Raw genomic sequence first — 25,013 nt, forward strand, 5'->3', positions numbered from 1 at the left:
GAAATACAAATGTAGCAATAATTGTGGTTATGACATAATAAAAATGGAGCCTTATCAATTATAAGACTCCATTTTCTTGAAAATATTTATATGACTGAAATTTTAATTGGTTTTCTTGTTCCATTCTGCCTTCACATCCTCTGCAGCATCTTTAGTTTTTTCCCAAGCCTCATCTGCTTTATCTTTAATGTCTTCCCATGCATCGGATACATTAGCTTTTACCCTGTCTAGCCAGTCTTGCTGGTTGGCCTCTTCGTCATTATTTCGTTTTTCATTGATATAATCTTTGGCCTTGTCTGCCAATTCATTGATTTTCCATTTGGCTTTGTCCGTAGCATTTTGTAAAGTATTTTCTACATTGTTTACTGCATTTTCCGCTTTGTTGTAATCTGAATTGTTCATAATACTATAAATTTGGTTTGGTAGTCTTGAATAAACAATAACCATTCCTAAAATCAGGCTTCTTTGTTAAAATTTTCATAATCTTTTGTTATGTTTTTCTAAATCAATCTTATCTTTATGTTATAAAAATTGATAATTATGGAAAATATACGCTGTGGGTGGTGTGAGAAAGATGATCTCTACAGAAAATACCATGATGAAGAATGGGGGAGACCTGTTTATGATGATGAAACAATCTTTGAGTTCCTTATTCTTGAAAGTTTTCAGGCAGGGTTGAGCTGGTATACGATTCTTTCTAAAAGAGAAAACTTCAGAAAAGCTTTTGATGATTTTGATTATAAAAAGGTCGCGGTTTATTCAGATCAAAAAATAAAAGAGTTGATGAATAACTCCGGAATTATAAGGAATAAGCTTAAAATATTGGCTGCCGTAACCAATGCTCAGAAATTTATGGAGGTTCAGAAAGAATTCGGAAGTTTTTCAAAATATATCTGGGGCTTTATAAATGGAACTCCAATTGATAATATGCCCAAAGCTTTATCAGAAGTACCGGCTACTACAGAAATTTCTGATAAGATTTCCAAAGATCTGAAGAAAAGAGGATTTAAATTCGTTGGTTCAACAGTTATTTATGCACATATGCAAGCCACAGGGATGATAAATGATCATATTGAAACTTGTTTTATTAGGAAGTAATAAATTGTATTTTATTCAAAATTTTGTGATATTTTTTGATAATAGTGTGCCTGTTTTTTTTGAAGGATATAGTGTTTTAAATCACCAAATGATAATAGATAAAGGGTGTTTAACTTATTGTTTATTAGTTGATTTTTCAATTTTAGGTGAGTAGTTTTTGTTTTAATCACATGAGGGTGTTTTAAATTATTAAATTATCAATAAAGTTATTGATTTATTAAAAATTTTGTATATTTGCACCTCCAAAAACATAGGTGATGCAAGGAAATTATAAATCAAGATTTAGTCTTCTCTTTTTACTCTTTACTTTTTTTACATTTGCTCAGGTTGGGATTGGGTTGCCAAGTCCGGATGCTTCTGCTATGCTTCATGTGAGTGCTAAAGATAAAGGAGTCCTTCTTCCAAGTATTGCCCTGAATTCAGATACAGATGTTGTTACAGTACCTTTTCCCGCTGATGGTCTTATTGTCTGGAATAATGGAAAAGCTGGATTAACAGAGGCTGGATTTTATTATTGGTTTGCATCCAAATGGAACAAACTCATCACTTCTTCCAATATTACGAATAAAAGCGATTACGCAACAGGCTGGAATACAACAGGAGATAATGCTGGTACATATAGTGGAGCTAATACAGCATTATCATTAGGAACAAAAACAATGGATGACCTGATCTTCAAAGTAAATGCTGCTACAGCGGGAAGATTAGGGGTAGATAATTCTGTAAGTTTTGGATTGGGCGCTAATGCCGGCCAGAACGGCATTGCCATCGGAAGTTCAAGTTCTGCATTTCAGGGGATTTCCATAGGGAGTGCGGCTGCAGTTTCTGCAAATGATGGACTGGCAATAGGAAATAAATCAACAGCAGGAGCTTTTAAATCAACAGCAATTGGCTACAATGCTCAAACCAGTAAAAACGAATCCACAGCAATTGGCAACAATGCTTCAGCAGGAGGGTTTCAATCTATTGCAGTGGGATATAATGCGAAAACCAATACAAACAGTGAAACCGCTTTAGGATATAATACTGTTACTAATAAAGAAAACTCTACCGCAGTAGGCTCAGGAGCAAATGCTTTGGGACAATTTTCTACTGCAATAGGATATGGAGCAACTACCTCACAGGCCAATGCTATTGTGTTGGGAAATAATAATGCGAATGTAGGCATTGGCACGGGGGCTCCAAATACATCTGCAAAATTAGATGTAAACGGACAGTATAAATTTGGTGAAAAAGGAAGTATACAGAAGAATCAGATCAGTTTTGAAGTTTGGCCGGGAGTTTCCGTCAATAATATGCCCCCGGGAAAATCAGCTACCTTGGAAATTGCAATTCCATCAGGATTTCAACCGGGCTCTACAAGAGCTGTAGTTGTAGTTTCGCCAGCCGGGGATTTTGCAGGAAATTCAATATTCTCTATCTCTAATCCAAGAATGACTTCTACTTCCAGTATTGTGATTAATCTTACCAATATTTCAGGAAATGCTAATAGTCTGAACTCTGGTCATTTTTATGTGATGATTAATGAGTTTTAAATTTGATAATAAGTTTTATTATAGTTGATATGGTGTTAGGACCTCCGTTTTTGGAGGTCTTTTTTTATTGGATGTCTCACAGATTCTATTTCTATCAATACTGTTTTCAGAATATATGAATTACAGAAATCCTTTTTATAATGTTTTTAAAAAGGATACCATAATACCTCCAATAAATCCAGCACCAGACTGGAAGATAATAAATGAAACAGGAATCATAAGACTTCTTAAAAATAAAGAGACTCTAGAATATCCGGATTGGGAGAAGAATTGGGAATAAAACCACAATCCATAAACGAGACTAAATATAGTAAATGCAAAAAAATAAGCCGTGATAAGAGTAGCTGAGTTATTAAATAAAAATGTGATAAGAGTAAGTATTAATAAGGCAATCATATCTCCTCCTGTTTTATATGCATTAAGAACAATGTGTTCAGAATAATTAAATCCTGCTTTTCTAAACCATAGATAACTGAAAAAAGAGTTGAAAGGAATAGTAAGAAGCAGGAAAATTTTAAAATAAGATGTGGTTAGCTCTTGGAAGGAATTCATTGTTTCCTTAACATTATCAGAGACTAAAACACTATAATCCATACCTGAATAGTGGGAGAACAATGATGAAATCGTAGCCGTTAATAACAATAGGGTTATAACATTAAAATAATTAACTCTTTTCCCCAAAATATATTCACGGACACTGTTTCCGGGTCTGGTAAATAATTCTTTTAATGTAAACAGAATTCCTTTATCCACATGCCATACTCCATGGATGAAATCATGTTCTATAAAGTGTTTTAAAGAATATCTGTGGGTGCTGGTTTTTTGACCGCAATTTCCGCAGTATTTTGTAGTGACAGGCTCGCTGCAGTTTAAACAGGTATTATGCATTTTGTAAAACTTTTTTGAGTTAGACTAACAAGACCTAATTTCGTTACATATTTCTTTCTGACTTTTCCAGATAATCAAAAAAATAAGATGAAAAGCTATAAGTATAAAGGGTAAAGAACCAACTCCTATAGGTATTTTTATTAAATTAATATTAAAAATAAATAATATTTATGATTGTTACAAGGATTTTATTTAATATTTATGAATATGCTCTGGGTGCTGTCGAGCCTTTTATAGACGATGCTTTTGATTTATGATTTTAATTGAAAATAATTTGTAGACAAAAGTATTGTGCACAAAGTAAATTGAGTATTTTTGTTTTTTAAAATATGAATTATGATTGCTCTGTCAGAACATTTATGCTTTAAGACTTATGCGGTTTCAAGATATATTACAAGTCTATATAAACCTTATTTGGATGAAATTTCATTAACATATCCCCAATATCTGGTCATGCTCGTACTGTGGGAGAATGGGGACATGAACATCGGAAAGATCGGTGAACATCTTCATTTGGATAACGGAACCTTAACTCCTTTGCTGAAACGTATGGAAAAAAATAGATTGGTGAACAGAACCCGAAGTGTATCAGATGAAAGGGTAGTGCTTATTAGTCTTACAAAAGAAGGAAAAGCATTACAAGAGAAAGCTAAGCATATCCCGGAATCGGTTCAGGGGTGTTTTCACCTTGATGAGAATAAAAAGCAACAGCTAATGTCTGGTCTGGATGAAATATTATCAACACAATCCACATCAAAAATATGAAAAAAGTAGGAATCATCGGATACGGCTGGCTGGGCGCCAGGATTACGGAATCCATATCAGATCAATATGAAATATATACAACCACTACAACCGTTGAAAAAGCAGATGAGCTCAATACTAAAGGTATATATGCTGTAGTTGCTAATTTTCCGGATTATCAGCTTACCGAGCCATATCCCAAATGGCAAGCTATGGAAAATCTTGATGTGTTAATTGTTACCATTCCGATCTCAGAGAAAAGCTGCTGTGTAAGTTCTTTATACAATAGAATCCAGAATTTATCCTCTTTTATTGGTGATTTTAAAGGGCAGCTCTTTTTGATGAGCTCTACAGGAGTTTATCCGGATATTTCGAAAGAGCTTAGTGAAGAAGATATTCCCGTTGAAAAAGTTTCGGGGGAACGAATGGTAAGAAACAAATATCCGCAGGTAAATATCTTAAGGTTAGGAGGCTTGATGGGAGGCAACAGATTATTGAAAAATTACAACATAGCTAATCTGGATTTTGCAGTGAATCACATACATTATAAAGATATTGCTGGCATTCTTTTAAAAATGATCGAAAACGGAACAAAAACAGGTTTATATAATGTAACCGCTCCGATTCATCCGGCAAAATTTCAGGTACTTAATGCTCAGAAAAATATAGCAGAAAATAGAGAAGAGGAGACGGAAATAAAAGGAAAGATTATCCTTTCTTCAAAACTGATTTCAGAACTAGGGTATGTGTTTGAATATCCGGATCCAAGGTTTTTTCATTTATAATTGCTTTTAAATTGTAATCCGATAAGAGTTTAGAAACTTTTGTTATTAATAGTATTTAAAAAATTAAGGTTTACTCCTAGAAGTAAACCTTTAAAGGAATAACAAATTATTTAACTGAGTTTTGAACAGTGTGAACATAATGGTTTTCCTCCTGTTCCAGATTTTCTGTTTCTTGCTTCAATGTTATTTCCTTCAGTACAACTATTGTTGTTGTGATGTACATAGCTTTGTGTGCTATGCCACGGCGATGTTTTTGCCATAATCTAAAGTTTAAAATTCAATTGTGAATTTATCGGTAAAGTTTACAGTTAGATTATGGGAAACCTTATTGTATATTAATAAATTAATTTAATAAAGAATAGCTTATGATGAAAAACAATAGAAAAAATTTCGGCTTTTTCTTTAATGACTTTACAGGTTAATAGTTCATGAATATTGTTAAATGCTTGATAGTGGTAATATTGAGATTCCTAAGAGAATCAAAGATTATCTCCTTTCAGTCGATGAATGTTATTTCGACGTAGTCAATGACAAAGAGTGGATGTACGATCAACAAAATCTGCGAGACCAAAATTCAATAGAAATGGGCTTTAGCCCATTCAATAATAAACAAAAACTCAATCTGGCTTTAGCCAAAACCTATAAAAAAGCCTCTGGAGTTTTTCCAAAGGCTCTTATTCATATAGAAATGGATTGTACCATTTGTTTTATTTAATGATTCTGTCAAGAACCCAAGTAATCAGATTTTTTTCAGAATTGTGGTGGTCTTTAGAGAACTCTCCACGTCTTCTGTTGGCTACTACATTATTAACAGTAATAGCTTTGTGGCCTAATAATTTTGAGAACGCATAGATCGCAGATGTTTCCATTTCAAAGTTGGTAACACCAAGGTCATTCAATGTTTCAAGGAATTGATCATCTACAGCTTTTAGACGAAGCTGTCTTCCCTGTGGAGCGTAGAAACCTGGAAAAGTAGCTGTATTTCCGTGGTATTTGGCATCCTTGTAATATTCCCCCATTTCTTCTGCCCAGTCTGAGAAATAAAGCATGGGCTTGATCTTTTCGTAAGGGAATCTTTCCATGAAGCTTTTAGAGAAGTCATTTTCGAAACTGTAGTCCTGATAGAAGTGCATTAAACCATCTAGCCCTACTACGTTTTGAGTAACCAGCATATTATCTACCTCTACATCAGGATTCACACTTCCACAAGTTCCCATACGGAATAATTCAAGGGCTTTGTGCTCAGTTTTGAATTCCTTGTTTTTAAGATCAATGTTTACAAGAGCATCAAGCTCATTCATTACAATATCAATATTCTCAGTTCCGATACCGGTAGACATTACAGTAATTCTTTCACCACGAAGTGTTCCTGTATGGGTGTAAAATTCTCTTTTATTTTTTTTAATTTCTACGGTATCAAAATACTTTGAAACCTTTGCTACTCTGTCCGGATCACCCACCAGGATGATTTTATCAGCAATATCTTCGGGTAAAAGATTCAAGTGGTATACACTTCCGTCTTCATTCAGAATAAGCTCTGAAGCAGCAAGTTTGTTTAGCATAATTTATATTTTTTTGTTTTTAATCTATGAAAATTGCTTCTTTATAGGTGAAGCCATAAGTTGATAAATAAAATCATATTCTTCAATCATCCTTTTTTGTCCTCCCATCACAGTTCATATACAGTAACAGCCGTTTTTTCAAAATTTTTGGAATCTTTTCCCTGTGAGGTAGTCCCTTTTTTTTCGGAGTATATAGCCATTTCCTGTTGTTTGGCAGGCTTATCCATCTGCTTTTTCTTTTGTGAAAATGCTGTAAGAGAAAGGAAACTTGCTGTAACAGCAAACAATAATTTTGTTTTCATACTCCTATTTTAGTTTTGATGTGTTGAATTTAATTAAAAAAAATCCTCTCCCAATAACCTCTCGCCATTATTTTACCGGTATGTTAGAATAACCCGTTCCTTAAAGAATAATGAATCTGATTTCGGGGTCTAAAATTAGTGAAAAATATTGTATCAAAAATATAAACATTATTTAATCTGTTATTAAAATTGAGATAACATCAGATTGATAGCTTTGTCATTAAAAATTCATGAGATCCTATCCACTGCTTGTTATCGTCCTTTTGATAGGATTTGCAGTAATGTCCTTTAATCCTGTTTACAAAGGAAAAGAAAGCGAGAATACATTTGTTAATAAAGGGTTGTCTGATTTTAAAGGAAAACTAGAGCAATTGAAATCAGATGTCCGTAAGTTTTCTGAAGACCGTATTTCTCTTGTAGAATTACAGCTATCATTAAAGAACACAAGAAATTCATTTAAAGAAATTGAGTTCTATATTGCGTATCATTATCCTGAATTCACTAAAACTCATCTGAATGCGGCTCCTCTGTTTCATATTGAGGCTGCAGGAACATCATCATATACGCTTCCTCCTGAAGGATTGCAGGTATTGGATGAACTGATATTTTCTGAAGAAGCAGAAGATGAAAAAGAAAAGATCAAAACAATTACCGATTTTTTATACAATAGCTATTCCGGTTTTTATCTGAGTGCTATGAAAAATGGAATGAGTAAAGGAAATAATAAAACACTGCCTTTGCGTATAGAATTAATCAGGATATATTCATTGGGTGTAACCGGTTTCGATACTCCGGGATCCCTGAATATTTCCGAAGAAGCCGGTCATGCTCTTTCAGGAATGCAAAAATATATCAATGATGATCCTTACTTTAAAAACTATAATACCCAAAAAGCAGATCAGACCTTAACGGAAGCTATGAGCTATCTTTCAAAGAATAAGGGTTTTGAAACCTTTGACAGAATTGAGTTTTATAAGAAATATATTCAGCCTCTGTATGAAGAATTGGGCAGATGGGATGGCAGACCTGATGATCTGAAGGAATTCTCAGGCTGGAATGTTAGAAATAAAAACCTTTTCAGCAGTGATTTTTTAGATCCTTATTTTTATACACTGCTGAAGTCTTCAGAAGACAATCCGGATCTTCGAAATCTTGGCAAATCAATTTTCTATGACCAGAATGTAAGTGGTAACGGAAAAATGAGCTGTGCAACCTGCCACCTTCAGGAGAATGCCTTTACAGATCTTAAAGCCAAGTCTCCCAGCAATGTAGAAGGAAAAACCGTGCTGAGGAATTCACCATCTTTATACAATGCTGTTTTTGCAAAAAGATTTTTCTATGATCTGCGTGCTTTTTATCTTGAACAACAGGCTGAACACGTAATTTATAATGAAGATGAATTTAATACAAGCTACGAAAGCATCATTCAGAAGTTAAAAACAAAACCTGAATATAAAAAAGCATTTCGTGCTGCTTTTAAAGACGGAAAAATCAATAAGGAAAATTTTTCAAAGGCCTTAAGCTCTTACGTTGCCTCTTTATATTCTTTTGATAGTGACTTCGATCGTTTCATGAGAAATGAAAAAAATGTTTCTGAAGATGTGAAAAAAGGGTTCAACCTGTTCATGGGAAAAGCCAATTGTGCAACCTGTCATTTTGCTCCTCATTTTTCAGGATTAGTGCCACCGTTCTTTAATGAAAATGAGTCCGAAGTTCTTGGCGTAACCACAAAACCAATAAAACAGCTTCCTATAGAACTGGATCAGGATCCCGGAAGAGGGAACAGCCCGGTTAAAAAAGAAAAATCATGGATATATGATTATTCATTCAAAACCGTTACCGTAAGAAATATTGCCCTTACAAAACCTTACTTCCATAACGGGGCTTTCAATACCTTAGAAGAAGTCCTTGATTTCTATAATGAAGGTGGAGGAGAAGGATTAGGAGTAAAGATGAAAAACCAGACACTTGCTCCTGATAAATTAAACCTTACCCAAACCGAGATAAATCAGATTATTGCCTTTCTGAATGCCCTTACTGATGTGAGTAAAGCGAAGTAGAGGTTAAGAATACAAGATTAATTGGCGGGGATTTGTTATTCGGGATAACGGAGTACAGATGCCCGCTTTTCGTACTCAAGGTATGTACCAAAGTGTTGTATTAACCATAGAGGTAAATCTGTTTCCGGCACAATTTCGTTACCATAAGAATGGTAGTTTCTAGGCTTTTGATATTGTCTTAAAATCTGTAGGCCTCATATGGGTGAGTTGCTGAAAATTATTGCTGAATGCGGATAGGTTTGAATAACCAATTTCGTATGCTATTTCCGTCATACTCAAATCAGTATCTTTTATTAATTCCATAGCCCGAATAATTCTCAGCATTTTTAAATATTGAATAAAAGTGATATGCAGCTTTGTTTGAAACAATCTTGTTAAACTTCTCACACTCATTCCCGATAATTTTGCAATGTCTTCCAATGTAAGACTTTCATTTAACCTACTTCTAAGATGATCGGTAATGGCATTAAGCCTCTGATCTTCTGTTGTAGGAAGTTGAATTGAAAATTTTTTAAGATTTTCTTTTGACAGCATCTTCTTAAGCGTTGATAAAAACTCAAACTCCCATGTATCTTTTTCATAATCTCCCTGCCATTTTTCGCTGAAAGAAAGCATTTCTGATAAAAGTTTACTCACCGGATAAATTCCTAATTCATCATAAAAGCCATCTGTTTCTTCTCCCGGGAAATAGATATTAATCATATACAGATCCTGTGTATTAAACATCAGATTGTGAGAGTAATTTTTGGGAATCCATATATAATGATTAGACGGAATATAAAAGTCCTTTTCACCTGTTTGCAGGTAAGCAATTCCGCCATAAACCAACAGCAGCTGAGCTTTATCATGCTGATGTGAAGGTAAACGCTGCTCAATCTGCTGCCGCATTACCAAAATTGAATCAGGATTTTGATCAATAATATTGATTAATTGATTAAGAATTTCCATTTGGCCAAATATAACAAATATTAGGCTAATTATATAAAAAGATGATTTTACATGTTGGATAATTTTGCTGTGTAAATAACAACATAGCATTATGAAACAATACATAGTAAGATCTCGTAAAGAGACTGAAATAAAAGATGAACATTGTGATAATCAATTACAGCATTCAGCAGCAGAAACTGATGCGGTGAATATCTACAGACTAGCTTGTACTTATTCAAGTCCTTTTATGCCAATGATAGATATAACCTTTGCCCTGGAAGAATTGATGAAGATTTTTAAGAATTGGTTAGCTGCTAAAAAGAAAGGTGCAAAGCAATTATTATAAGGAAAGCCGATGAAACAATTTAGAACCATCTCAATTCTGAGCATACTGCTGCTGGCGCAATCTCTTAATGCCCAGAACACAGGAAATGTCCAGGCATTAAGTCTGGAAGAAATATGGAAAATTACAGAAGCGAACAATCGTCAGTTAAAACTGTCAGATTTAAATCTTCAGCAAAGCAAGCTGGAAGTACTTGAAGCAAAGGATCGTTTGCTTCCTGAGCTTTCGGTAGGCGGAGAGATAAAGCTCAATTCTAAATTTCTTATTTATGACAATGGCCTTTTCTCCTCCCCACAGGATGTGCCTGTAAAAGACTATGGTTACGGAGTAGGATACAACTTAAATTTTAACCTTTTTAATGGAGGTAAAGACCGGAGAAATATTCTAATGAAAAAGGAAGAAGAGATGCGGAAAAAATATGAATTTGATCTGCAAAAGTACAATGTGAAATATAATGTTGCGGCTGCTTATTTCGATTTATATAAGTTCCTGCATTTTTATGATCTTCTGGATGCAGAAATTGAAACGGAAAAAAAACAGTTAACACTCATAGAAAGTCTGCACAGAAACGGTATTGTACTAAAAAGTGATGTGCTGAGGACTTCAGTAAAATTGTCACAATTAGAACTGAATTTTTCTGATATTAAAAAGAAGATTGAAATTGCTAAACAACGTATCAGTATTCTGATGGGATATGAAAATGATGCTGAGGTGGCTATTGATTATAAAGAGTCTGTTGAATCAGATACCTTCACAAATATCGGTTACAATGATTATATAGATGTGGCTCTTAATACATCACCTGATTATAAGATGGCTGATAGCGACATTAAATGGAGTGAACTTAATATCAAACAGATTAAGGCTGCATTATTGCCTAAGGTTTCACTGTTTTCAAATTACAACTATACCTATCCGCAGATTTCCTTTTATCCATACTCGAATGATTTATGGGGATTTGGACAAACAGGAGTTAAAGTACAGTTTTCTCTTGATAACTTATATAAAAGCAAGCATTCAGTAGCTCACGCCCAAATTACCAATAGCAAGGCAAAAGAAAAAGCTGACATTAAAAAGAATGAAATTTTGCTTCAGGTAAAAGAAGCTTATTTACAGGAACAACAGGCTTTGGAAAACGTAGAAACAGCTATGAAAAATATTACAAAAACAACAGAAACGGTTCGGGTTATCAGAAGCAGTTATCTCAATCAGGAATCTCTTCTGACTGACCTTTTGGAAGCTGAAAATGCTTTATTGGAAGCAAAGTTTAATGTAACAACAGCGCAGGCGAACGTAAAGCTCACCCATATCAGATTATTGACAATCGTAGGAATTCTTTAATGTAAAAAATTATGAATAAAAATAAAACAGATAAAATTATAGTAAAGCTAACCCAATGGTTGGGAATCGCATTATTTGTCGGGATAATTATTTGGGGAGCTGCATTTTTCCTGAAAGGATATCGCTATGAGCAGACCAATGACGCTCAGGTTGATGCATATTTGTCACCAATAAATGCAAAAGTTGGCGGGTATATCCATAAAATTTATTACAAAGATAATCAGCAGGTTAAAAAAGGAGATACCCTTGTGGTTATTGAACTTGACGAGTATGGCTTAAAAAGAAATGCCGCATCAGCTGAACTGATGAGTTCACATGCTAAAATTCCTGTTCTGGCTTCGAACGAAGAAACTCAGATTAAAAGTATTGAAGTTATAAAGGCACAATTAGCAGGGGCAAAAGCAAGATTGAACCTGCAGCAAAGAGAATTTGACCGTTATAAAAATCTGCTGGCAGATGAATCTGTTACACAACAAAAATTTGATAATGTCAGTACATCATTGTTTATCACGCAGGCTGACTATGACCAAGCGAAAACTTCTTTGCAGGTGGCTAAATCCAAATTAAATGATTTCAGAGCACAGCGTAACGCAATAGCGGCAGAAATAAAAATAAAAGAAGCTCTTCTTCAGAGACAGGAACTGGATATCAGATATACTGTCATTACAGCCCCTTTTGACGGACAAATTGGTAAAAAAAGCATTCAAGAAGGTCAATTGATACAACCGGGTCAAACATTAGCATTTTTGGTCAATATAGCCGAAGAAAAATGGGTGATGGCCAATTTTAAAGAAACACAAATTGAAAACTTCAGAATCGGGCAATCAGTATCCATAGAAGTTGATGCTTTTCCGGATAAAAAATTTAATGGTATTATTGAATCGCTTTCGCCAACCACAGGTTCCCGCTACTCATTACTTCCTCCCGATAATGCTACCGGTAATTTTGTTAAAATCATTCAACGTATTCCTGTTAGAATTAAACTCACAGATACACCTGATAGATTAGGAAAACTTTCTGCCGGAATGAATGCAAATGTTTATGTTTTAAAAGACTGATGATGCAGACACATAAAATACCGGTTTTCAAATCATGGGTCTCCGAATGGATGGCAAGATCCGTAATATTTGCCATTCTGATGACCTGCCTGTTTAGTTTCGCTTTTTACAGCAGCCCGGCTGCAGCCATGGGATTTTACGGTATACCATCTACCGATGTACAATATGGCATGGTCGTTATGTATGGCTCAACCGTAGCTTTCCTGGCACTGGACTTCCGTATTGTAAAGTATTTTGCAGTCAGAAAATATTTGCTGATAGCACTGGCCATTAATGCAATATGCTCCGTTATCTGTTTTCAATTCAAAGATTGGCCCCTGTTTACTATTTGTCAGTTTTTGCAGGGTATTACCTGCGCACTGATGTCCGGTATCGTGTTGCAGCTTATTTTTCCAAGATTACAGTCTGTACGTGCTCGGGTGATTGCTTACAGTCTTCTTTACGGAAGCATACAAATCGCAGTACCGTTTTATTCCATCTATACCAGTATAGTCATCCATTTTTTCGATTTTAACTGGCTATTTTACGGATTCAATATCATACTTGTCATCCTGACAGGTGTTGTATTGCTTACAATGAATGGCAAAGCAAGATTTACCAAAAAGTTACCATTGTATCAGGTGGATTGGATAGGCTATCTCTTGTATGTATCTTTTATTTTAATATTAGGATATGTCTTTGTATATGGAAGGCAGCTAGGGTGGTTTGATAGCCGGTTAATACTTACTCTTGGTTTAAGTAATCTTGCAATTCTCCTGCTTTTTATAGTCAGAGAGCTAAAAGTTAAGCGGCCATTAATCAACCTGCAGATTTTTAAAACAAAGAATTTTGTGGTGGGTCTTTTACTCCTTTTCACATTCTACCTTTTCAAAGGAAGTACCGGACTGGCTTACGGCTATCTTGAAGTGATTTTAAGTAATCATCCACTCAGTACTATTCCAATATGGACTGCTGTGATCTTTGGAACCATTCTAAGTATGTTTGTTACTTCTCGATTTGTACTGATTGGTTTTAACCTGATAAGGCTCATTATTGTTGGTTTTGGGATTATGGCGACATACTATGCCTATATGATATTATTGGTCTCTGTACAGGGCGAAACAATAGATTTCATCCTACCTATGTTTATTTATGGAGTGGCAACAGGTGTTTTATTTGTTCCAATTGTTTCATTTACCGCATCATCAGCACCTCCTAAAATTGCTGTACATGCCTCTCTTGTTGGAATATTTGCTAGGTTTACCGGATTTGTAACCAGTTTGGCATTTAGTAATGAACTTCAATTGTTTACAAAATCAGCTGTAAGGGAAAAGTTTCGGGAAACAATAACGGAGACTAACCAGCAATTGCCGGTTACTTTATTGGATATTCAAAATCAATATATGAATGCAGGCAGTGATATGTATACATCAAAAACAGGATCAGCGGGATATTTTAATCAGATGATAAGCCACCAAATATTGGCTCGTGGTACCCGGGATTATTATGATTTGATGTTGATAGGTGTAATTTTCGTAATTGTTATTTTACTCCTTACCCCTCAGATTCAAAATGTCATTTTAAAATTAAGAAAAAGTAGCATTCCGTACTAAGAATTATTATGACCTATCATTAATGAGTCATGGGAATCATTTAATTCGGATTCCTAAGACCATATCCTGCGTCCTCATGTTCAACTATTAACAAAAACTTAATCCTCTTAACATTAGGTTCTAAATTAATTAATATTCTTCCATCTATATTTAAAATCCTATTAACAGAATGATGGTCTTTAAAAAATAGTTTTGCAAGGTCTAATAAATCAAACTTAAAAATGAAGAAAAAACTACTAACAATTGGAGCGTTAGCCCTGCTTGCCGGGTCTACCATTCAGGCACAAACCACTATTTTTGACAAAGGAACATCCTGGAGTTACAAGGACCTTGATCAGGCACAACCTGATGTTTGGAAAACACAAAACTATGACATTTCTTCCTGGCCTGTGGGTAATGGACCATTAGGATATGGTGATCCTGTAACCACTACCATTCATTCTGGGGCAACAGGACTGATTACAGCATATTTTGCTAAAGATTTTACCGTAAACCTTTCAACACTTTCCGATAATATGGAGCTTGGTGTAATGAGAGATGATGGTATTGTAGTTTATCTTAACGGTGAGGAAGTAGTAAGAGATAATATGCCTGCAGGTGCTATTGCATTCAATACTTTATCAAGTACAACGGTTGATGGTGCTGCAGAGAATGTATATAATATTTTCTCTATTCCAAAATCAAAATTCATCAATGGAGTTAACAGAATTTCTGTTGAATTACATAATAGAAGTGTTGGCAGTTCAGATCTTAGAATTGATGCCTATCTTAAGACAAAAGTTAACACTACACCTATTACCTGTAACGGAACACATATCAGCTGTTTTACGTCTATTGTTCCTACAGCACAAACCAATAAACTTATTATTCCCGGAGAGCACAAGTATCAGCTTGTTTTAAAAGAAGGGGATAACTATACCGAAGGCGGAGGTATGGTAGGTGGCCAGAACGATTTTACAGCTTATGTGGGCAAATCAGGAAGCAGTACAAATGGCTACCTTTCAGTAAACCACGAAACCAATCCGGGAGGGGTTACTATGGCTGAGGTTAATTATAATTCTTCTACAAAACTTTGGCAGTTAACAAGATCAAGAGCCGTAAATTTTTCAGACCCAAGTTTGGTGCAGACTATCAGAAACTGTTCAGGAGGAATTACCCCTTGGGGAACTGTAGTAACAGCAGAAGAATCTGTAACTGCTAATGATGTAAACGGAGATGGATACAAAGATTACGGATGGCTTGTAGAAATTGATCCTGCAACAGCTCAGGTTATTTCTAAGAATGCTGACGGTTCTAAAGGGAAACTTTGGCAGATGGGAATCATGAACCATGAAAATGTGGTTATCAATAATGCGGGAACGGTTGCCTATTATGGAGAAGATGGAGGAACTCATATGGTATATAAATATGTGATGGATACGCCCAATGACCTTTCTTCTGGAAACCTTTATGTATTAAAATTAGATCAGGGATTAACAGCAGCAGGAGATCCGGCAGGAACTACAGCAACATGGGTTCAGGTACCTAATAAAACTAAGGCCGATCAGAACAGTACAGCATCACTTGCTCAGGCTTTAGGAACCAGATTTAATGGAGTAGAAGACGTAGATATCAGTCCTTTGGATGGGAAGATTTATTTTACGGCAAAAGGATTGGATAAAGTTTACCGTTTACAGGATAATGGAACAACCGCTTCTCAGGTAGAAACATTCGTTGGAGGTGCTAATTCTATATATTCTTTCGAAACAACACAGGGAACAAAATCTGAAGCTTGGGGCGATGGAAATGATAACCTTACCTTTGACGAACTTGGAAATCTGTGGGTTCTTCAGGATGGTGGTAAAAACTATATCTGGGTAATTGCTCCGGATCATACACAGGCTAATCCGAAAGTAAGACTGTTTGCTTCTATGCCGGCAGGATCTGAACCTACAGGGTTAACTTTCACACCTGATCATAAATTTGGTTTCTTCTCTATTCAGCATCCGGATGCTACCATCTCTACTGATGTTGACGCTACAGGAAATACTATTGACTATAGAGGGAAATCGGCTACTGTTGTAATCGCACTAAAAGGAAACCTGGGAACACAAGGATCTTTGGGTACTATTGAAAATGTAGCTGCTGAAAATACCGTAACGGTAGCACCAAATCCTACTTCAGGAATTGTGAAGATCAATTCACCAAAAGGATTGAAGGATATTTCGGTAACTGCTTACAGTGTAGACGGAAAGATTGTTTATATCAAGAAATTCAATGGAACTAATAAGGCTTTAGACCTTGACTTTACACAGCAATTGGAAGGATCTCGTGTTTTAATTCTGAATATTGAAGCAGAAGGAGGATTCCAGAAAACTGTAAAACTTTTAAAGAAATAAATTATTTATAATTCCTGTCTGTCGATAACCTTTGTTGTCGGCAGACATTTTCTGTTTATAAAATCGCTATGATTGGTAAACACAAGCATAGATTAAGAGCATGCAATTGCATATGACCTTTAAAAACGATAAACATCTTTATATGAAAAAGTTTTTCTTACTTATTAGCATTTTATCACTTTCACAGGTTAACGCTCAGATTGATCCTGTTAAATATCCCACTTTTACCAATATTGAAGACGCTTTGAACAGTAAAAAGGCTGTTTACAGTATGAGCTTCAGAGAAAAAGGATTGTTCAACCTTCCTCCTCAGATTGTAAAACTGGATTCCCTGTTCTTTTTAAATATAATGGCGAATAAGTTCGAGAAAATGGATCAGGAGCTATTTAAGCTAAAAGAACTTGAATTTTTGAATGTGAACGAAAATAGTATCAAATACATTCCCGATGAAATCAGTCAATTAAAAAAACTGACTACGCTTTCCATGAACCTGAACAGCCTGACAAGCATCAATCCGAATGTTGCACAGCTCCAAAATCTTAAAGCAGTTCATTTTGATGCCAATAATCTTAATGCCTTTCCCGAAGCTCTAATGGAAATTCCAGCTTTAGAAGAAATAAATTTACAGGGAAACCAAATCAGTTTTATTACTGACCGACTGTATCAGATCAAGAATCTGAAATTTTTAAATCTGGCCAATAATCAGATCAATGACATGGGGAATCTGTCATTTCCCAAAAAAATAAAATATCTTGAATTACAGCAGAATGCAATTATCAGGCTTCCGGAAAATCTTTTTAAAGCTCAGGAACTTGAATTTCTGAATATAAGTGACAATAATATCACAGAGATTTCACCCGGAATAAAAGGATTAAAGAGCATTGTCAGTATGAACCTTGCCAATAATAATCTGAAGGATATTCCTGTAGAAATCAGTCAGCTGAAAAATCTGAAAACCCTCATTCTTGTAGGAAATCCTATAGAAAAATCTAAAATTGAAAAATTAAAAACCTTACTGCCGGAGACCCAGGTCTATTTCTAGACCTATCCGCCAACTCGTTTAGTTTTATAACCCATATCTTTAAGGATAGCCATTATTTTATCACGGTTGTCTCCCTGAATGATAATCGTTCCGTCCTTTTCAGAACCGCCTATTCCTAAGGTGGTTTTTATTTTCTTTGAGATTTTTTTCAGATCCTCTTCATTGCCTTCCCAACCTTCAACAATGGTTACAGGTTTACCGTTTCTTCCTTTCTTCTCAAATTTGCATACCAATGGCTCTTTCTGCTTGAATTCTTCTTCAGGCATCTCAAAATCCTGCTCTTCATGTTCAGGAAAAAGATTCTTCAATTGATCACGTAAGTCCATGCAGCAAAATTAAAAAAGATTTATGGATTTATAGAGGAAATAAGCCTGAAATTATAAAACCATATTAGAGAAATATTTTTAGTTTAGAAAGGAAAGAGAGATCTAAACTCAATGTAATATTTTATGTTTTTGACCGTTAACCTTAAAAACTAAAATGAAAACCAATTATCTTATAATGCTTTCTTTGTTGGCTTTCGGAACGATAGAGGCTCAATTTACAGAAGATCCTCTAAACGCGGTTTTAGAAACAAAAGATGCTCAAAACTTCTGGAAAGCCTTTGATAAAATGGAAACCTCCACTGCCAATCCTTTTGTAGAATACATAGAAAATGGTTCGCCGGGAGTGAAAAGTTTTATCAGGAATCGAATCATTAATGCAGATTCTCTGTATGCAACAGTGAAAAAGAATAAAGAGGAATATCTTAAAACCAGACATGTATTAGATGATATTGGGGCAAAAGATAAAAAGCTAAAAGCAAGTTACAGCGCATTAAAATATTGGTATCCAAAAGCTAAATTCTCAACCGTCTATTTCGTGTACGGCAGAATGAATACAGGCGGGAATTCTTCCAATGAGGGAATTTCAATCGGAACAGAACTGTTTAAAAATCTGGATGGAGTAGTACCTCTAATTGTCCATGAAATGATCCATTTTCAGCAAAATAATAAAGGCGGAGAAACTTTATTAAAACAAGCTTTAACAGAAGGCGGAGCTGATTTTATCGGAGAATTTGTTTCCGGAGAGCCCATGAATGTAAAAGCGTTTCAGTATGGTGAAGCAAATTCAGACAAATTATACAAAGAATTTGTAACAAGATATAAAAGTGACGATTTAAGAGATTGGTTTTACTGGACCTCCAAAAAAGACGACAGGCCCAATGATTTAGGATATTGGATCGGATACAAAATATGTGAAGCCTATTTCAATAAACAGACCGATAAACATAAAGCCGTACATGATATTTTAAATATTGAAGACCCATTTTTATTTTTAAAAGACAGTGGCTTTCTGGATTCTTATATCCAGGCATATGCAAAAGAAAAGAATTTAAAATATGATGATTTTTTCCAGGAATTCTCAGGTGAACCTTCAACAGTAACATTGGTAGTAAATGTTCCCGATAAAAATGATGAGGTTTATATCGCGGGAAATCAGAAGGAACTGGGAAGCTGGAGTGCATCTTCAGTTAAAATGGAAAAGAAAAGTGATTTTGAAAGAACCCTTACTTTAAAAATTTATGTGCCGGCACAATTGAAGTTTACCAAAGGAAACTGGGATCAGGAAGCCGATGTAAAAGGAGTGGAAAAAGGGCAGAACATTAAAATAGAAAATGTAAAATCAAAAAAGTTTACTTATAAGATTAATAGCTGGTTTAAAAATTAGAGTTGAAGCCAGGAGTTGAAATCTATAATCATCCATTTTAAAATCTGCGAAATCAACAAGATCTGCAAGAATAATAGAGCTCAAAGATTTTGAAGAGGACACAGATTTTTTCTTTTTACCCTGAATACATAAAATTCAGAACTCCAAATTCTTCTATTCATAGGAAATTCGATAAATTTGTATAACTAAAGTTTTACAAAATGTCAAAAAAAGCAATATTAGCAATTCTTGACGGATGGGGATTGGGAACAAACCCGGACGTTTCTGCCATAGACAAAGCAAATACACCATTTATAGATAGCTGTTACCAAAAATTTCCACACACAACCCTTGAAGCAAGCGGTTTAGCGGTAGGTCTTCCTGCCGGACAGATGGGAAACTCTGAAGTAGGTCACATGAACCTTGGAGCCGGAAGAGTGGTTTACCAGAACCTGGTAAAATTGAATATGGCTGTTGAAAACGGTACTCTTGGGCAGGAAAAAGTAATCCAGGATGCTTTTGATTATGCTAAAAAAGAAAATAAAAAAATACATTTCATCGGATTGGTGTCCAATGGAGGAGTACACTCACATATCAATCACCTGAAAGGATTATTAACGGCTGCTAAAGAATTCGGTTTGAATGAAAATGTCTTTGTACATGCATTCACAGACGGAAGAGACTGCGATCCGCATTCCGGATTAGGGTTTATTGAAGAGCTTCAGAATCATATGGAAGCAACCACCGGAAAACTGGCTACTGTGGTAGGAAGATACTACGCCATGGACAGAGATAAAAGATGGGAGCGTGTAAAATTAGCTTACGATGCTCTTGTAGAAGGAGTTGGATTCGAAACTACAAATGCCTTGGATGCCATTAAAGATTCATATGATAATAATATAACTGATGAATTCCTTAAGCCAATCATTTTAGTGAATACAACGGCTACAGGAAACGTGCTGCCGGTGGCAAAAATTATTGAGAATGATGTGGTGATCTGTTTCAACTTCCGTACAGACAGAGGTAGAGAAATTACAGAAGTTCTTTCCCAGAAAGATTTTCCTGAATATTCTATGAAGAAACTTAACCTTAACTATATTACATTAACCAATTATGACAAAACATTCCAGAATGTTCAAGTTGTTTTTGATGAAAATGTTTTAACAGAAACCATGGGAGAAGTGTTGGAGAAGAATGGAAAAACTCAGATCAGAATTGCTGAAACTGAAAAATATCCACACGTTACCTTTTTCTTCTCAGGAGGAAGGGAGGAAGAGTTTAATGGAGAAAAAAGACTTTTATGTCCAAGTCCAAAAGACGTTCCTACTTACGATTTAAAGCCTGAAATGTCAGCTTATGATATCACCAATGCTATTGTACCGGAGCTAGAGCAAGGAACTGCTGATTTTGTATGTCTGAACTTCGCCAATACGGATATGGTAGGGCACACAGGTGTTTTTGAAGCTGCTGTAAAAGCTGCTGAAACAGTAGATGCATGTATTGAAAAAGTAGCCACTGCTGCTTACGAAAACGGATATACAGTGTTCATTCTTGCAGATCACGGAAACTCAGATGTAATGCTGAATCCTGATGGAACACCTAATACTCAGCACTCAACCAATTTAGTTCCTTTTATTGTGATGGATAAAGACCATACATGGAACTTAAAACCAGGAAAACTGGGCGATGTAGCCCCTACAATCCTGAAAGTAATGGGCGTTGAAATACCAAATGCAATGACAGGAGATATTTTAGTTAACTAAAATTCAATAATATTGTTAAAAGAATGTCGTTATAACTATATATCAACATTCTTTTATGATTTATGTCAGATAAGGTATGAGTTGCATACTTTATTATGCGTTAAATAATAAATAAGTCTTATCTTTGCTAATTAAAAACTGAATAGTAAAATGTATCAAAAGCTTGTTAGGAAAGAAGTAATGGGAATATTGGAAAAGGAAGTAGGTTCTTTTCTTGATAAATTTTTAACGCCAATTGAAAAAATTTGGCAGCCCTCAGATTACCTACCAGATCCTTCAAGCGAAGAATTTAAACATGATCTTGAAGAAATTCAGACTTTTGCCCGTGAAATGCCTTATGATCTTTTCGTAACTCTGATCGGAGACTGTATCACAGAAGAAGCTCTTCCTTCCTATGAGTCTTGGTTAATGGGAGTTGATGGAATTAATCAGGAAGAAAAAGTAGGCTGGGCTAACTGGGTGAGATCCTGGACAGCAGAAGAAAACAGACACGGAGATTTATTAAACAAATACCTTTATCTGTGTGGTAGAGTAAATATGAGAGAAGTGGAAATCACTACTCAATATCTTATTAGTGATGGATTTGACTTGGGAACAAGTATGGATCCATACAGAAACTTTATTTACACAAGTTTCCAGGAAACGGCAACCAATATTTCCCACAGAAGAGTAGGAACATTGGCCAAACAATCCGGAAACGGAAAATTAGCTAAAATGTGTGGTGTAATTGCAGCTGATGAAGCAAGACACGCAAAAGCATATAAACATTTCGTAGCTAAAATTCTTGAAATAGATCCATCAGAAATGATTCTTGCATTCGAAGATATGATGCGTAAGAAAATCGTAATGCCTGCTCACTTAATGAGACAGTCAGGACAGAAGGCAGGTGAACTTTGGGGGCATTTCTCAGATGCTGCACAAAGATGTATGGTGTATACAGGTCAGGATTATATCAATATTATGAAAGACCTGTTGGATGAATGGAAGATTGAACACGTAAAAGGCCTTACAGAAAAAGCAGAAAAAGCTCAGGAATATCTGATGAAGCTTCCTGCAAGACTACAGAAGATCACAGACAGAGTTTCTACTCCGGATCTTCAGTTCCAGTTTAGCTGGGTTAAGAGCTAATAGCCTATATTATTATTTTAAATTATAAAAGTATTGAGTGCCTTTCTTTTTGGCACTCTTTTTTATTTCTTATCTTTGCAAAGCTAAAAAAAGAACAAAATGTTAAATAATAAAAAGATTGCTGTTGACTTTGACGGGACTATTGTTGATGATGCTTATCCGGGAATCGGGAAGGCAAAGATCTTTGCTTTCGAGACCCTGAAAAGACTTCAGGCAGAAGGATACAGGCTTATTCTTTGGACATATAGACACGGAAAAACGTTAGAGGAAGCAGTAGAATTCTGTAAAAAAAATGGAATTGAATTTTATGCAGTGAACTCAAGTTTCGAAGGCGAAGTTTTTGATTCAGAAAATCAATCCAGAAAATTAGATGCAGACTGGTTCATTGATGACAGAAATATCGGTGGATTCCCTGGATGGGGTGAAATCTACAATATTATTCAGGAAAGAATAGAATTCCGTGTAGAAGGAGGAGAAGTTTTGGCCTATTCAAAGCTTAAAAAAGAAAAGAAAAAAGGACTTTTCTGGTAAAATAAAAATATAACAATTTAACAGTGTACTCATCTCTCAATTGATGGTATTACACTGATATATTAATACATTGGTAAATTAATACAATGATTCAATTAAAAACAATAGACGAACTGCGTCTGATGAAGGAGAGCGCCCGATTAGTTTCTAAAACATTGGGAATGTTGGCAAAAGAAATTAAGCCGGGAATTACGACTTTATATTTAGATAAATTAGCACATGATTTTATTAAAGATCACGGTGCTGAACCTGCTTTTTTAGGATATGGAGGTTTCCCTAACTCTCTGTGTATTTCTCCAAATGAGCAGGTAGTTCATGGTTTCCCGAATAATGAAGTCGTAAAAGAAGGAGACGTTCTTTCTGTAGACTGTGGAGTTATTTTGAACGGATTTGTAGGAGATCACGCTTATACCTTTGAAATTGGTGAAGTAAAACCGGAAGTTAAAAAGCTATTGAAAGTTGCTAAAGAATCCCTTTATAAAGGAATTGAGCAATGTATCAGAGGAAAAAGAATTGGAGATATCTCTCATGCTATCCAGGCACATTGTGAAAAAGAAGGATATGGAGTGGTAAGAGAGCTTGTAGGACACGGTTTGGGAAGACAAATGCACGAAGATCCACAAGTTCCTAACTATGGAAAACAGGGAAGTGGTAAAGTAATCAAAGACGGTTTAGCAATTGCTATTGAGCCAATGATTAACCTTGGAACTGAAAAAGTAAAATTCCATAATGATGGTTGGACGGTAACTACTTTAGATAACCTGCCATCTGCTCACTTTGAGCATGATGTAGCAGTAATCAATGGTAAGCCGGTATTGCTTTCTACATTCGATTATGTGTATGAAGCTTTAGGGATTGTAAGTGACGAAGAAAAGCCTTTCCAACTGGATTTTTAATGAAGAAGATAACTAAGCTTTTACTGAATAAAATTCCACGTCCAATGCTTATTAAGATGAGCATCTGGGCCAGACCGCTTATTTATCAGTTTTTCAAAGGAGATCAGTTTTATGATCCTATTGATGGAAGATCCTACCGGAAGTTCCTGCCTTACGGCTATGGAAAACAAAGAGAAAATGCCCTTTCCCCAGGGACTTTAAGTCTGGAAAGACACCGTCAGATGTGGCTGTATCTTCAGAACGAAACCGATTTTTTCATTAAAAATTATAAAGTACTGCATATTGCTCCTGAACAGGAATTTTTAAGAAAATTCAAAAGAATGAGCAATCTGAATTATATTTCTGCAGATCTCTATTCTCCCATTGTGGATGTGAAGGCTGATATTCTTGATTTACCTTTCGAGAATGACAGCTTTGATATCGTTTTCTGTAACCACGTGCTGGAACATATTGAAGACGATGCAAAAGCAATGAGTGAACTGTACAGGGTGATGAAGCCTGGCGGATGGGGAATTCTTCAGGTTCCGATGAAAAATTCACTGGAAAAAACCTATGAAGATTTTACCATCAAAGATCCGAAAGAGCGCCAGAAACATTTTGGCCAGTACGATCATGTTCGCTGGTACGGAATGGATTATTTTGACCGTTTAAGAAAAGAAGGTTTTGAAGTAGAGCCTAATTTTTATTCGCAGAAATTTTCCGAAGAAGAAATCAAGAAATATGGGCTAAGAAGCAATGAAATCTTACCTGTAGTCTATAAAAAATAGAAAAACCGTCTTCAAAATTTGAAGACGGTTTTCATTTTAAAGTATTGATAGATGTTTATGCAATGGTTAGTGTGATGAAGACACTGCTTTTAATCCTACAACAGAACCAATAAGAGTTACAATAAAGAAAACTCTCCAAAAGCTTACAGGATCTTTAAAGAAGATAATTCCCATTAAAGCTGTTCCTACAGCTCCAATTCCTGTCCATACCGCATATGCCGTTCCAATAGGCAACGTCTGAGTAGCTTTGATCAGAAGAAGCATACTGATCGTCATGGTTATCAGGAAACCTGTATACCACAAATACATCTCAGTTCCTGATGTTTCTTTTGCCTTTCCTAAACATGATGCGAAGGCAACCTCAAATAATCCAGCGATAACTAATATGATCCAATTCATTGTTAAATTTTTCTACTGCAAATTTCAGCATTTGAAAGGAGAAAAAATTTTACAATTGTTAAAAAATGAGTTTTAGTAAGGAAGAGGGAAGTTGTGGCAGTCCGAACCGGATTTTCTGTTATTTTTATCAATGAATATAAAGCTGTCATCTATTTACTTTTCTTTCAATAAATAATCATCAA

Annotated in this window: 26 protein-coding genes; 18 read left to right on the forward strand and 8 right to left on the reverse strand. The window is 35.3% G+C overall.

The features are described from left to right. Nucleotides 1–102 precede the first annotated feature (102 nt). A complete protein-coding gene (locus tag CHSO_RS11850; protein ID WP_084220970.1) occupies nt 103–402 on the reverse strand; it encodes a hypothetical protein in 300 nt (99 codons plus the stop codon). 138 nt (nt 403–540) lie between these two features. On the opposite strand from CHSO_RS11850, the gene CHSO_RS11855 reads away from it, so the two are divergent. Both CHSO_RS11855 and CHSO_RS11860 read left to right on the forward strand, forming a co-directional pair. Further along, nucleotides 541–1,098: a DNA-3-methyladenine glycosylase I gene (locus tag CHSO_RS11855; protein WP_045496154.1), complete on the forward strand. Its 558-nt coding sequence runs from the start codon at nt 541–543 to the stop codon at nt 1,096–1,098. Between the two features lie 257 nt (nt 1,099–1,355). Beyond that, nucleotides 1,356–2,633, forward strand: coding sequence for a hypothetical protein (locus CHSO_RS11860; RefSeq protein ID WP_045496156.1), 1,278 nt, complete (start codon nt 1,356–1,358; stop codon nt 2,631–2,633). Between the two features lie 135 nt (nt 2,634–2,768). On the opposite strand, the gene CHSO_RS11865 is transcribed toward CHSO_RS11860, so the two are convergent. Further along, nucleotides 2,769–3,521 carry a DUF3667 domain-containing protein gene (locus CHSO_RS11865; RefSeq protein WP_045496158.1) on the reverse strand — a complete coding sequence of 251 codons (753 nt, stop codon included), beginning with the start codon at nt 3,519–3,521 and terminating at the stop codon, nt 2,769–2,771. A gap of 336 nt (nt 3,522–3,857) precedes the next feature. On the opposite strand from CHSO_RS11865, the gene CHSO_RS11870 reads away from it, so the two are divergent. Together CHSO_RS11870 and CHSO_RS11875 are read left to right on the forward strand one after the other, a co-directional pair. Then, complete coding sequence (locus CHSO_RS11870) at nt 3,858–4,286, forward strand: MarR family winged helix-turn-helix transcriptional regulator (RefSeq protein WP_045496160.1); 429 nt, start codon at nt 3,858–3,860, stop codon at nt 4,284–4,286. Further along, nucleotides 4,283–5,050: a hypothetical protein gene (locus tag CHSO_RS11875; protein WP_045496162.1), complete on the forward strand. Its 768-nt coding sequence runs from the start codon at nt 4,283–4,285 to the stop codon at nt 5,048–5,050. The genes CHSO_RS11870 and CHSO_RS11875 overlap by 4 nt, the downstream gene beginning before the upstream one ends. Before the next feature lie 110 nt (nt 5,051–5,160). On the opposite strand, the gene CHSO_RS25955 is transcribed toward CHSO_RS11875, so the two are convergent. Further along, nucleotides 5,161–5,310: a hypothetical protein gene (locus CHSO_RS25955; protein WP_171817644.1), complete on the reverse strand. Its 150-nt coding sequence runs from the start codon at nt 5,308–5,310 to the stop codon at nt 5,161–5,163. Between the two features lie 182 nt (nt 5,311–5,492). On the opposite strand from CHSO_RS25955, the gene CHSO_RS11880 reads away from it, so the two are divergent. Continuing rightward, nucleotides 5,493–5,765: a hypothetical protein gene (locus tag CHSO_RS11880; protein ID WP_045496164.1), complete on the forward strand. Its 273-nt coding sequence runs from the start codon at nt 5,493–5,495 to the stop codon at nt 5,763–5,765. Here the strand turns inward: CHSO_RS11880 and CHSO_RS11885 are convergent. Continuing rightward, the gene (locus CHSO_RS11885; protein WP_045496166.1) at nt 5,758–6,612 is read right to left on the reverse strand and encodes a nucleoside phosphorylase; all 855 of its coding nucleotides are present in this window, start codon (nt 6,610–6,612) and stop codon (nt 5,758–5,760) included. The two genes, CHSO_RS11880 and CHSO_RS11885, sit on opposite strands and share 8 nt — an antisense overlap. 107 nt (nt 6,613–6,719) lie before the next feature. Next, a complete protein-coding gene (locus tag CHSO_RS11890) occupies nt 6,720–6,914 on the reverse strand; it encodes a hypothetical protein (protein ID WP_045496168.1) in 195 nt (64 codons plus the stop codon). A 230-nt stretch (nt 6,915–7,144) separates the two neighbouring features. On the opposite strand from CHSO_RS11890, the gene CHSO_RS11895 reads away from it, so the two are divergent. Continuing rightward, the gene (locus tag CHSO_RS11895; protein ID WP_045496169.1) at nt 7,145–8,974 is read left to right on the forward strand and encodes a cytochrome-c peroxidase; all 1,830 of its coding nucleotides are present in this window, start codon (nt 7,145–7,147) and stop codon (nt 8,972–8,974) included. Nucleotides 8,975–9,133: 159 nt separating this feature from the next. Here the strand turns inward: CHSO_RS11895 and CHSO_RS11900 are convergent, their stop codons facing one another. Next, nucleotides 9,134–9,922 carry an AraC family transcriptional regulator gene (locus tag CHSO_RS11900; RefSeq protein WP_045496172.1) on the reverse strand — a complete coding sequence of 263 codons (789 nt, stop codon included), beginning with the start codon at nt 9,920–9,922 and terminating at the stop codon, nt 9,134–9,136. Between the two features lie 91 nt (nt 9,923–10,013). Between CHSO_RS11900 and CHSO_RS11905 the strand changes: the two genes are divergently transcribed. The 6 genes from CHSO_RS11905 to CHSO_RS11930 all read left to right on the forward strand — a co-directional run bounded on the left by CHSO_RS11905 (nt 10,014) and on the right by CHSO_RS11930 (nt 17,658). Further along, nucleotides 10,014–10,250 (forward strand): hypothetical protein, encoded by a 237-nt coding sequence (locus CHSO_RS11905; protein WP_045496174.1) that lies wholly within the window; start codon nt 10,014–10,016, stop codon nt 10,248–10,250. A gap of 9 nt (nt 10,251–10,259) precedes the next feature. Further along, complete coding sequence (locus CHSO_RS11910) at nt 10,260–11,588, forward strand: TolC family protein (protein ID WP_045496176.1); 1,329 nt, start codon at nt 10,260–10,262, stop codon at nt 11,586–11,588. Between the two features lie 11 nt (nt 11,589–11,599). Next, on the forward strand, nt 11,600–12,646 hold the full coding sequence (locus tag CHSO_RS11915) for an HlyD family secretion protein (RefSeq protein ID WP_045496178.1): 1,047 nt from the start codon (nt 11,600–11,602) through the stop codon (nt 12,644–12,646). Continuing rightward, nucleotides 12,646–14,238 (forward strand): MFS transporter, encoded by a 1,593-nt coding sequence (locus CHSO_RS11920; protein WP_084220971.1) that lies wholly within the window; start codon nt 12,646–12,648, stop codon nt 14,236–14,238. The genes CHSO_RS11915 and CHSO_RS11920 overlap by 1 nt, the downstream gene beginning before the upstream one ends. Before the next feature lie 221 nt (nt 14,239–14,459). After that, entirely contained in the window at nt 14,460–16,616 is a 2,157-nt protein-coding gene (locus CHSO_RS11925) for an alkaline phosphatase PhoX (protein ID WP_045496182.1), read from the forward strand. Nucleotides 16,617–16,758: 142 nt separating this feature from the next. Continuing rightward, the gene (locus tag CHSO_RS11930; RefSeq protein WP_045502381.1) at nt 16,759–17,658 is read left to right on the forward strand and encodes a leucine-rich repeat domain-containing protein; all 900 of its coding nucleotides are present in this window, start codon (nt 16,759–16,761) and stop codon (nt 17,656–17,658) included. A 2-nt stretch (nt 17,659–17,660) separates the two neighbouring features. Here CHSO_RS11930 and CHSO_RS11935 read toward each other — a convergent pair whose 3' ends face one another. Then, complete coding sequence (locus CHSO_RS11935; RefSeq protein WP_045496184.1) at nt 17,661–17,984, reverse strand: translation initiation factor; 324 nt, start codon at nt 17,982–17,984, stop codon at nt 17,661–17,663. A 154-nt stretch (nt 17,985–18,138) separates the two neighbouring features. Here CHSO_RS11935 and CHSO_RS11940 point away from each other — a divergent pair, with 154 nt between their 5' ends. The 6 genes from CHSO_RS11940 to CHSO_RS11965 all read left to right on the forward strand — a co-directional run bounded on the left by CHSO_RS11940 (nt 18,139) and on the right by CHSO_RS11965 (nt 24,432). Beyond that, nucleotides 18,139–19,368 carry a DUF2268 domain-containing putative Zn-dependent protease gene (locus CHSO_RS11940; protein WP_084220972.1) on the forward strand — a complete coding sequence of 410 codons (1,230 nt, stop codon included), beginning with the start codon at nt 18,139–18,141 and terminating at the stop codon, nt 19,366–19,368. 200 nt (nt 19,369–19,568) lie between these two features. Continuing rightward, on the forward strand, nt 19,569–21,110 hold the full coding sequence (gpmI, locus tag CHSO_RS11945) for a 2,3-bisphosphoglycerate-independent phosphoglycerate mutase (protein ID WP_045496186.1): 1,542 nt from the start codon (nt 19,569–19,571) through the stop codon (nt 21,108–21,110). 150 nt (nt 21,111–21,260) lie between these two features. Continuing rightward, the gene (locus tag CHSO_RS11950; protein WP_045496188.1) at nt 21,261–22,238 is read left to right on the forward strand and encodes an acyl-ACP desaturase; all 978 of its coding nucleotides are present in this window, start codon (nt 21,261–21,263) and stop codon (nt 22,236–22,238) included. A gap of 99 nt (nt 22,239–22,337) precedes the next feature. Beyond that, on the forward strand, nt 22,338–22,769 hold the full coding sequence (locus CHSO_RS11955; protein WP_045496190.1) for a BT0820 family HAD-type phosphatase: 432 nt from the start codon (nt 22,338–22,340) through the stop codon (nt 22,767–22,769). A gap of 86 nt (nt 22,770–22,855) precedes the next feature. Beyond that, complete coding sequence (gene map / locus CHSO_RS11960; protein WP_045496192.1) at nt 22,856–23,665, forward strand: type I methionyl aminopeptidase; 810 nt, start codon at nt 22,856–22,858, stop codon at nt 23,663–23,665. Further along, complete coding sequence (locus tag CHSO_RS11965; protein WP_045496194.1) at nt 23,665–24,432, forward strand: class I SAM-dependent methyltransferase; 768 nt, start codon at nt 23,665–23,667, stop codon at nt 24,430–24,432. Before map ends, CHSO_RS11965 begins: the two co-directional genes overlap by 1 nt. A gap of 66 nt (nt 24,433–24,498) precedes the next feature. Here CHSO_RS11965 and CHSO_RS11970 read toward each other — a convergent pair whose 3' ends face one another. Then, the gene (locus tag CHSO_RS11970; RefSeq protein WP_045496196.1) at nt 24,499–24,831 is read right to left on the reverse strand and encodes a DMT family transporter; all 333 of its coding nucleotides are present in this window, start codon (nt 24,829–24,831) and stop codon (nt 24,499–24,501) included. Between the last annotated feature and the right edge of the window lie 182 nt (nt 24,832–25,013).

Origin of the sequence: Chryseobacterium sp. StRB126, assembly GCF_000829375.1 — a bacterium.
In the GTDB taxonomy this organism is placed as follows: Bacteria; Bacteroidota; Bacteroidia; order Flavobacteriales; family Weeksellaceae; genus Chryseobacterium.

Bases quoted from the DNA above. Each gene is read 5' to 3' on its own strand.
- CHSO_RS11850 (WP_084220970.1), bottom strand. From the start codon at position 402: ATGAACAATTCAGATTACAACAAAGCGGAAAATGCAGTAAACAATGTA.
- CHSO_RS11855 (WP_045496154.1), top strand. From the start codon at position 541: ATGGAAAATATACGCTGTGGGTGGTGTGAGAAAGATGATCTCTACAGA.
- CHSO_RS11860 (WP_045496156.1), top strand. From the start codon at position 1,356: ATGCAAGGAAATTATAAATCAAGATTTAGTCTTCTCTTTTTACTCTTT.
- CHSO_RS11865 (WP_045496158.1), bottom strand. From the start codon at position 3,521: ATGCATAATACCTGTTTAAACTGCAGCGAGCCTGTCACTACAAAATAC.
- CHSO_RS11870 (WP_045496160.1), top strand. From the start codon at position 3,858: ATGATTGCTCTGTCAGAACATTTATGCTTTAAGACTTATGCGGTTTCA.
- CHSO_RS11875 (WP_045496162.1), top strand. From the start codon at position 4,283: ATGAAAAAAGTAGGAATCATCGGATACGGCTGGCTGGGCGCCAGGATT.
- CHSO_RS25955 (WP_171817644.1), bottom strand. From the start codon at position 5,310: ATGGCAAAAACATCGCCGTGGCATAGCACACAAAGCTATGTACATCAC.
- CHSO_RS11880 (WP_045496164.1), top strand. From the start codon at position 5,493: ATGCTTGATAGTGGTAATATTGAGATTCCTAAGAGAATCAAAGATTAT.
- CHSO_RS11885 (WP_045496166.1), bottom strand. From the start codon at position 6,612: ATGCTAAACAAACTTGCTGCTTCAGAGCTTATTCTGAATGAAGACGGA.
- CHSO_RS11890 (WP_045496168.1), bottom strand. From the start codon at position 6,914: ATGAAAACAAAATTATTGTTTGCTGTTACAGCAAGTTTCCTTTCTCTT.
- CHSO_RS11895 (WP_045496169.1), top strand. From the start codon at position 7,145: ATGAGATCCTATCCACTGCTTGTTATCGTCCTTTTGATAGGATTTGCA.
- CHSO_RS11900 (WP_045496172.1), bottom strand. From the start codon at position 9,922: ATGGAAATTCTTAATCAATTAATCAATATTATTGATCAAAATCCTGAT.
- CHSO_RS11905 (WP_045496174.1), top strand. From the start codon at position 10,014: ATGAAACAATACATAGTAAGATCTCGTAAAGAGACTGAAATAAAAGAT.
- CHSO_RS11910 (WP_045496176.1), top strand. From the start codon at position 10,260: ATGAAACAATTTAGAACCATCTCAATTCTGAGCATACTGCTGCTGGCG.
- CHSO_RS11915 (WP_045496178.1), top strand. From the start codon at position 11,600: ATGAATAAAAATAAAACAGATAAAATTATAGTAAAGCTAACCCAATGG.
- CHSO_RS11920 (WP_084220971.1), top strand. From the start codon at position 12,646: ATGATGCAGACACATAAAATACCGGTTTTCAAATCATGGGTCTCCGAA.
- CHSO_RS11925 (WP_045496182.1), top strand. From the start codon at position 14,460: ATGAAGAAAAAACTACTAACAATTGGAGCGTTAGCCCTGCTTGCCGGG.
- CHSO_RS11930 (WP_045502381.1), top strand. From the start codon at position 16,759: ATGAAAAAGTTTTTCTTACTTATTAGCATTTTATCACTTTCACAGGTT.
- CHSO_RS11935 (WP_045496184.1), bottom strand. From the start codon at position 17,984: ATGGACTTACGTGATCAATTGAAGAATCTTTTTCCTGAACATGAAGAG.
- CHSO_RS11940 (WP_084220972.1), top strand. From the start codon at position 18,139: ATGAAAACCAATTATCTTATAATGCTTTCTTTGTTGGCTTTCGGAACG.
- gpmI (WP_045496186.1), top strand. From the start codon at position 19,569: ATGTCAAAAAAAGCAATATTAGCAATTCTTGACGGATGGGGATTGGGA.
- CHSO_RS11950 (WP_045496188.1), top strand. From the start codon at position 21,261: ATGTATCAAAAGCTTGTTAGGAAAGAAGTAATGGGAATATTGGAAAAG.
- CHSO_RS11955 (WP_045496190.1), top strand. From the start codon at position 22,338: ATGTTAAATAATAAAAAGATTGCTGTTGACTTTGACGGGACTATTGTT.
- map (WP_045496192.1), top strand. From the start codon at position 22,856: ATGATTCAATTAAAAACAATAGACGAACTGCGTCTGATGAAGGAGAGC.
- CHSO_RS11965 (WP_045496194.1), top strand. From the start codon at position 23,665: ATGAAGAAGATAACTAAGCTTTTACTGAATAAAATTCCACGTCCAATG.
- CHSO_RS11970 (WP_045496196.1), bottom strand. From the start codon at position 24,831: ATGAATTGGATCATATTAGTTATCGCTGGATTATTTGAGGTTGCCTTC.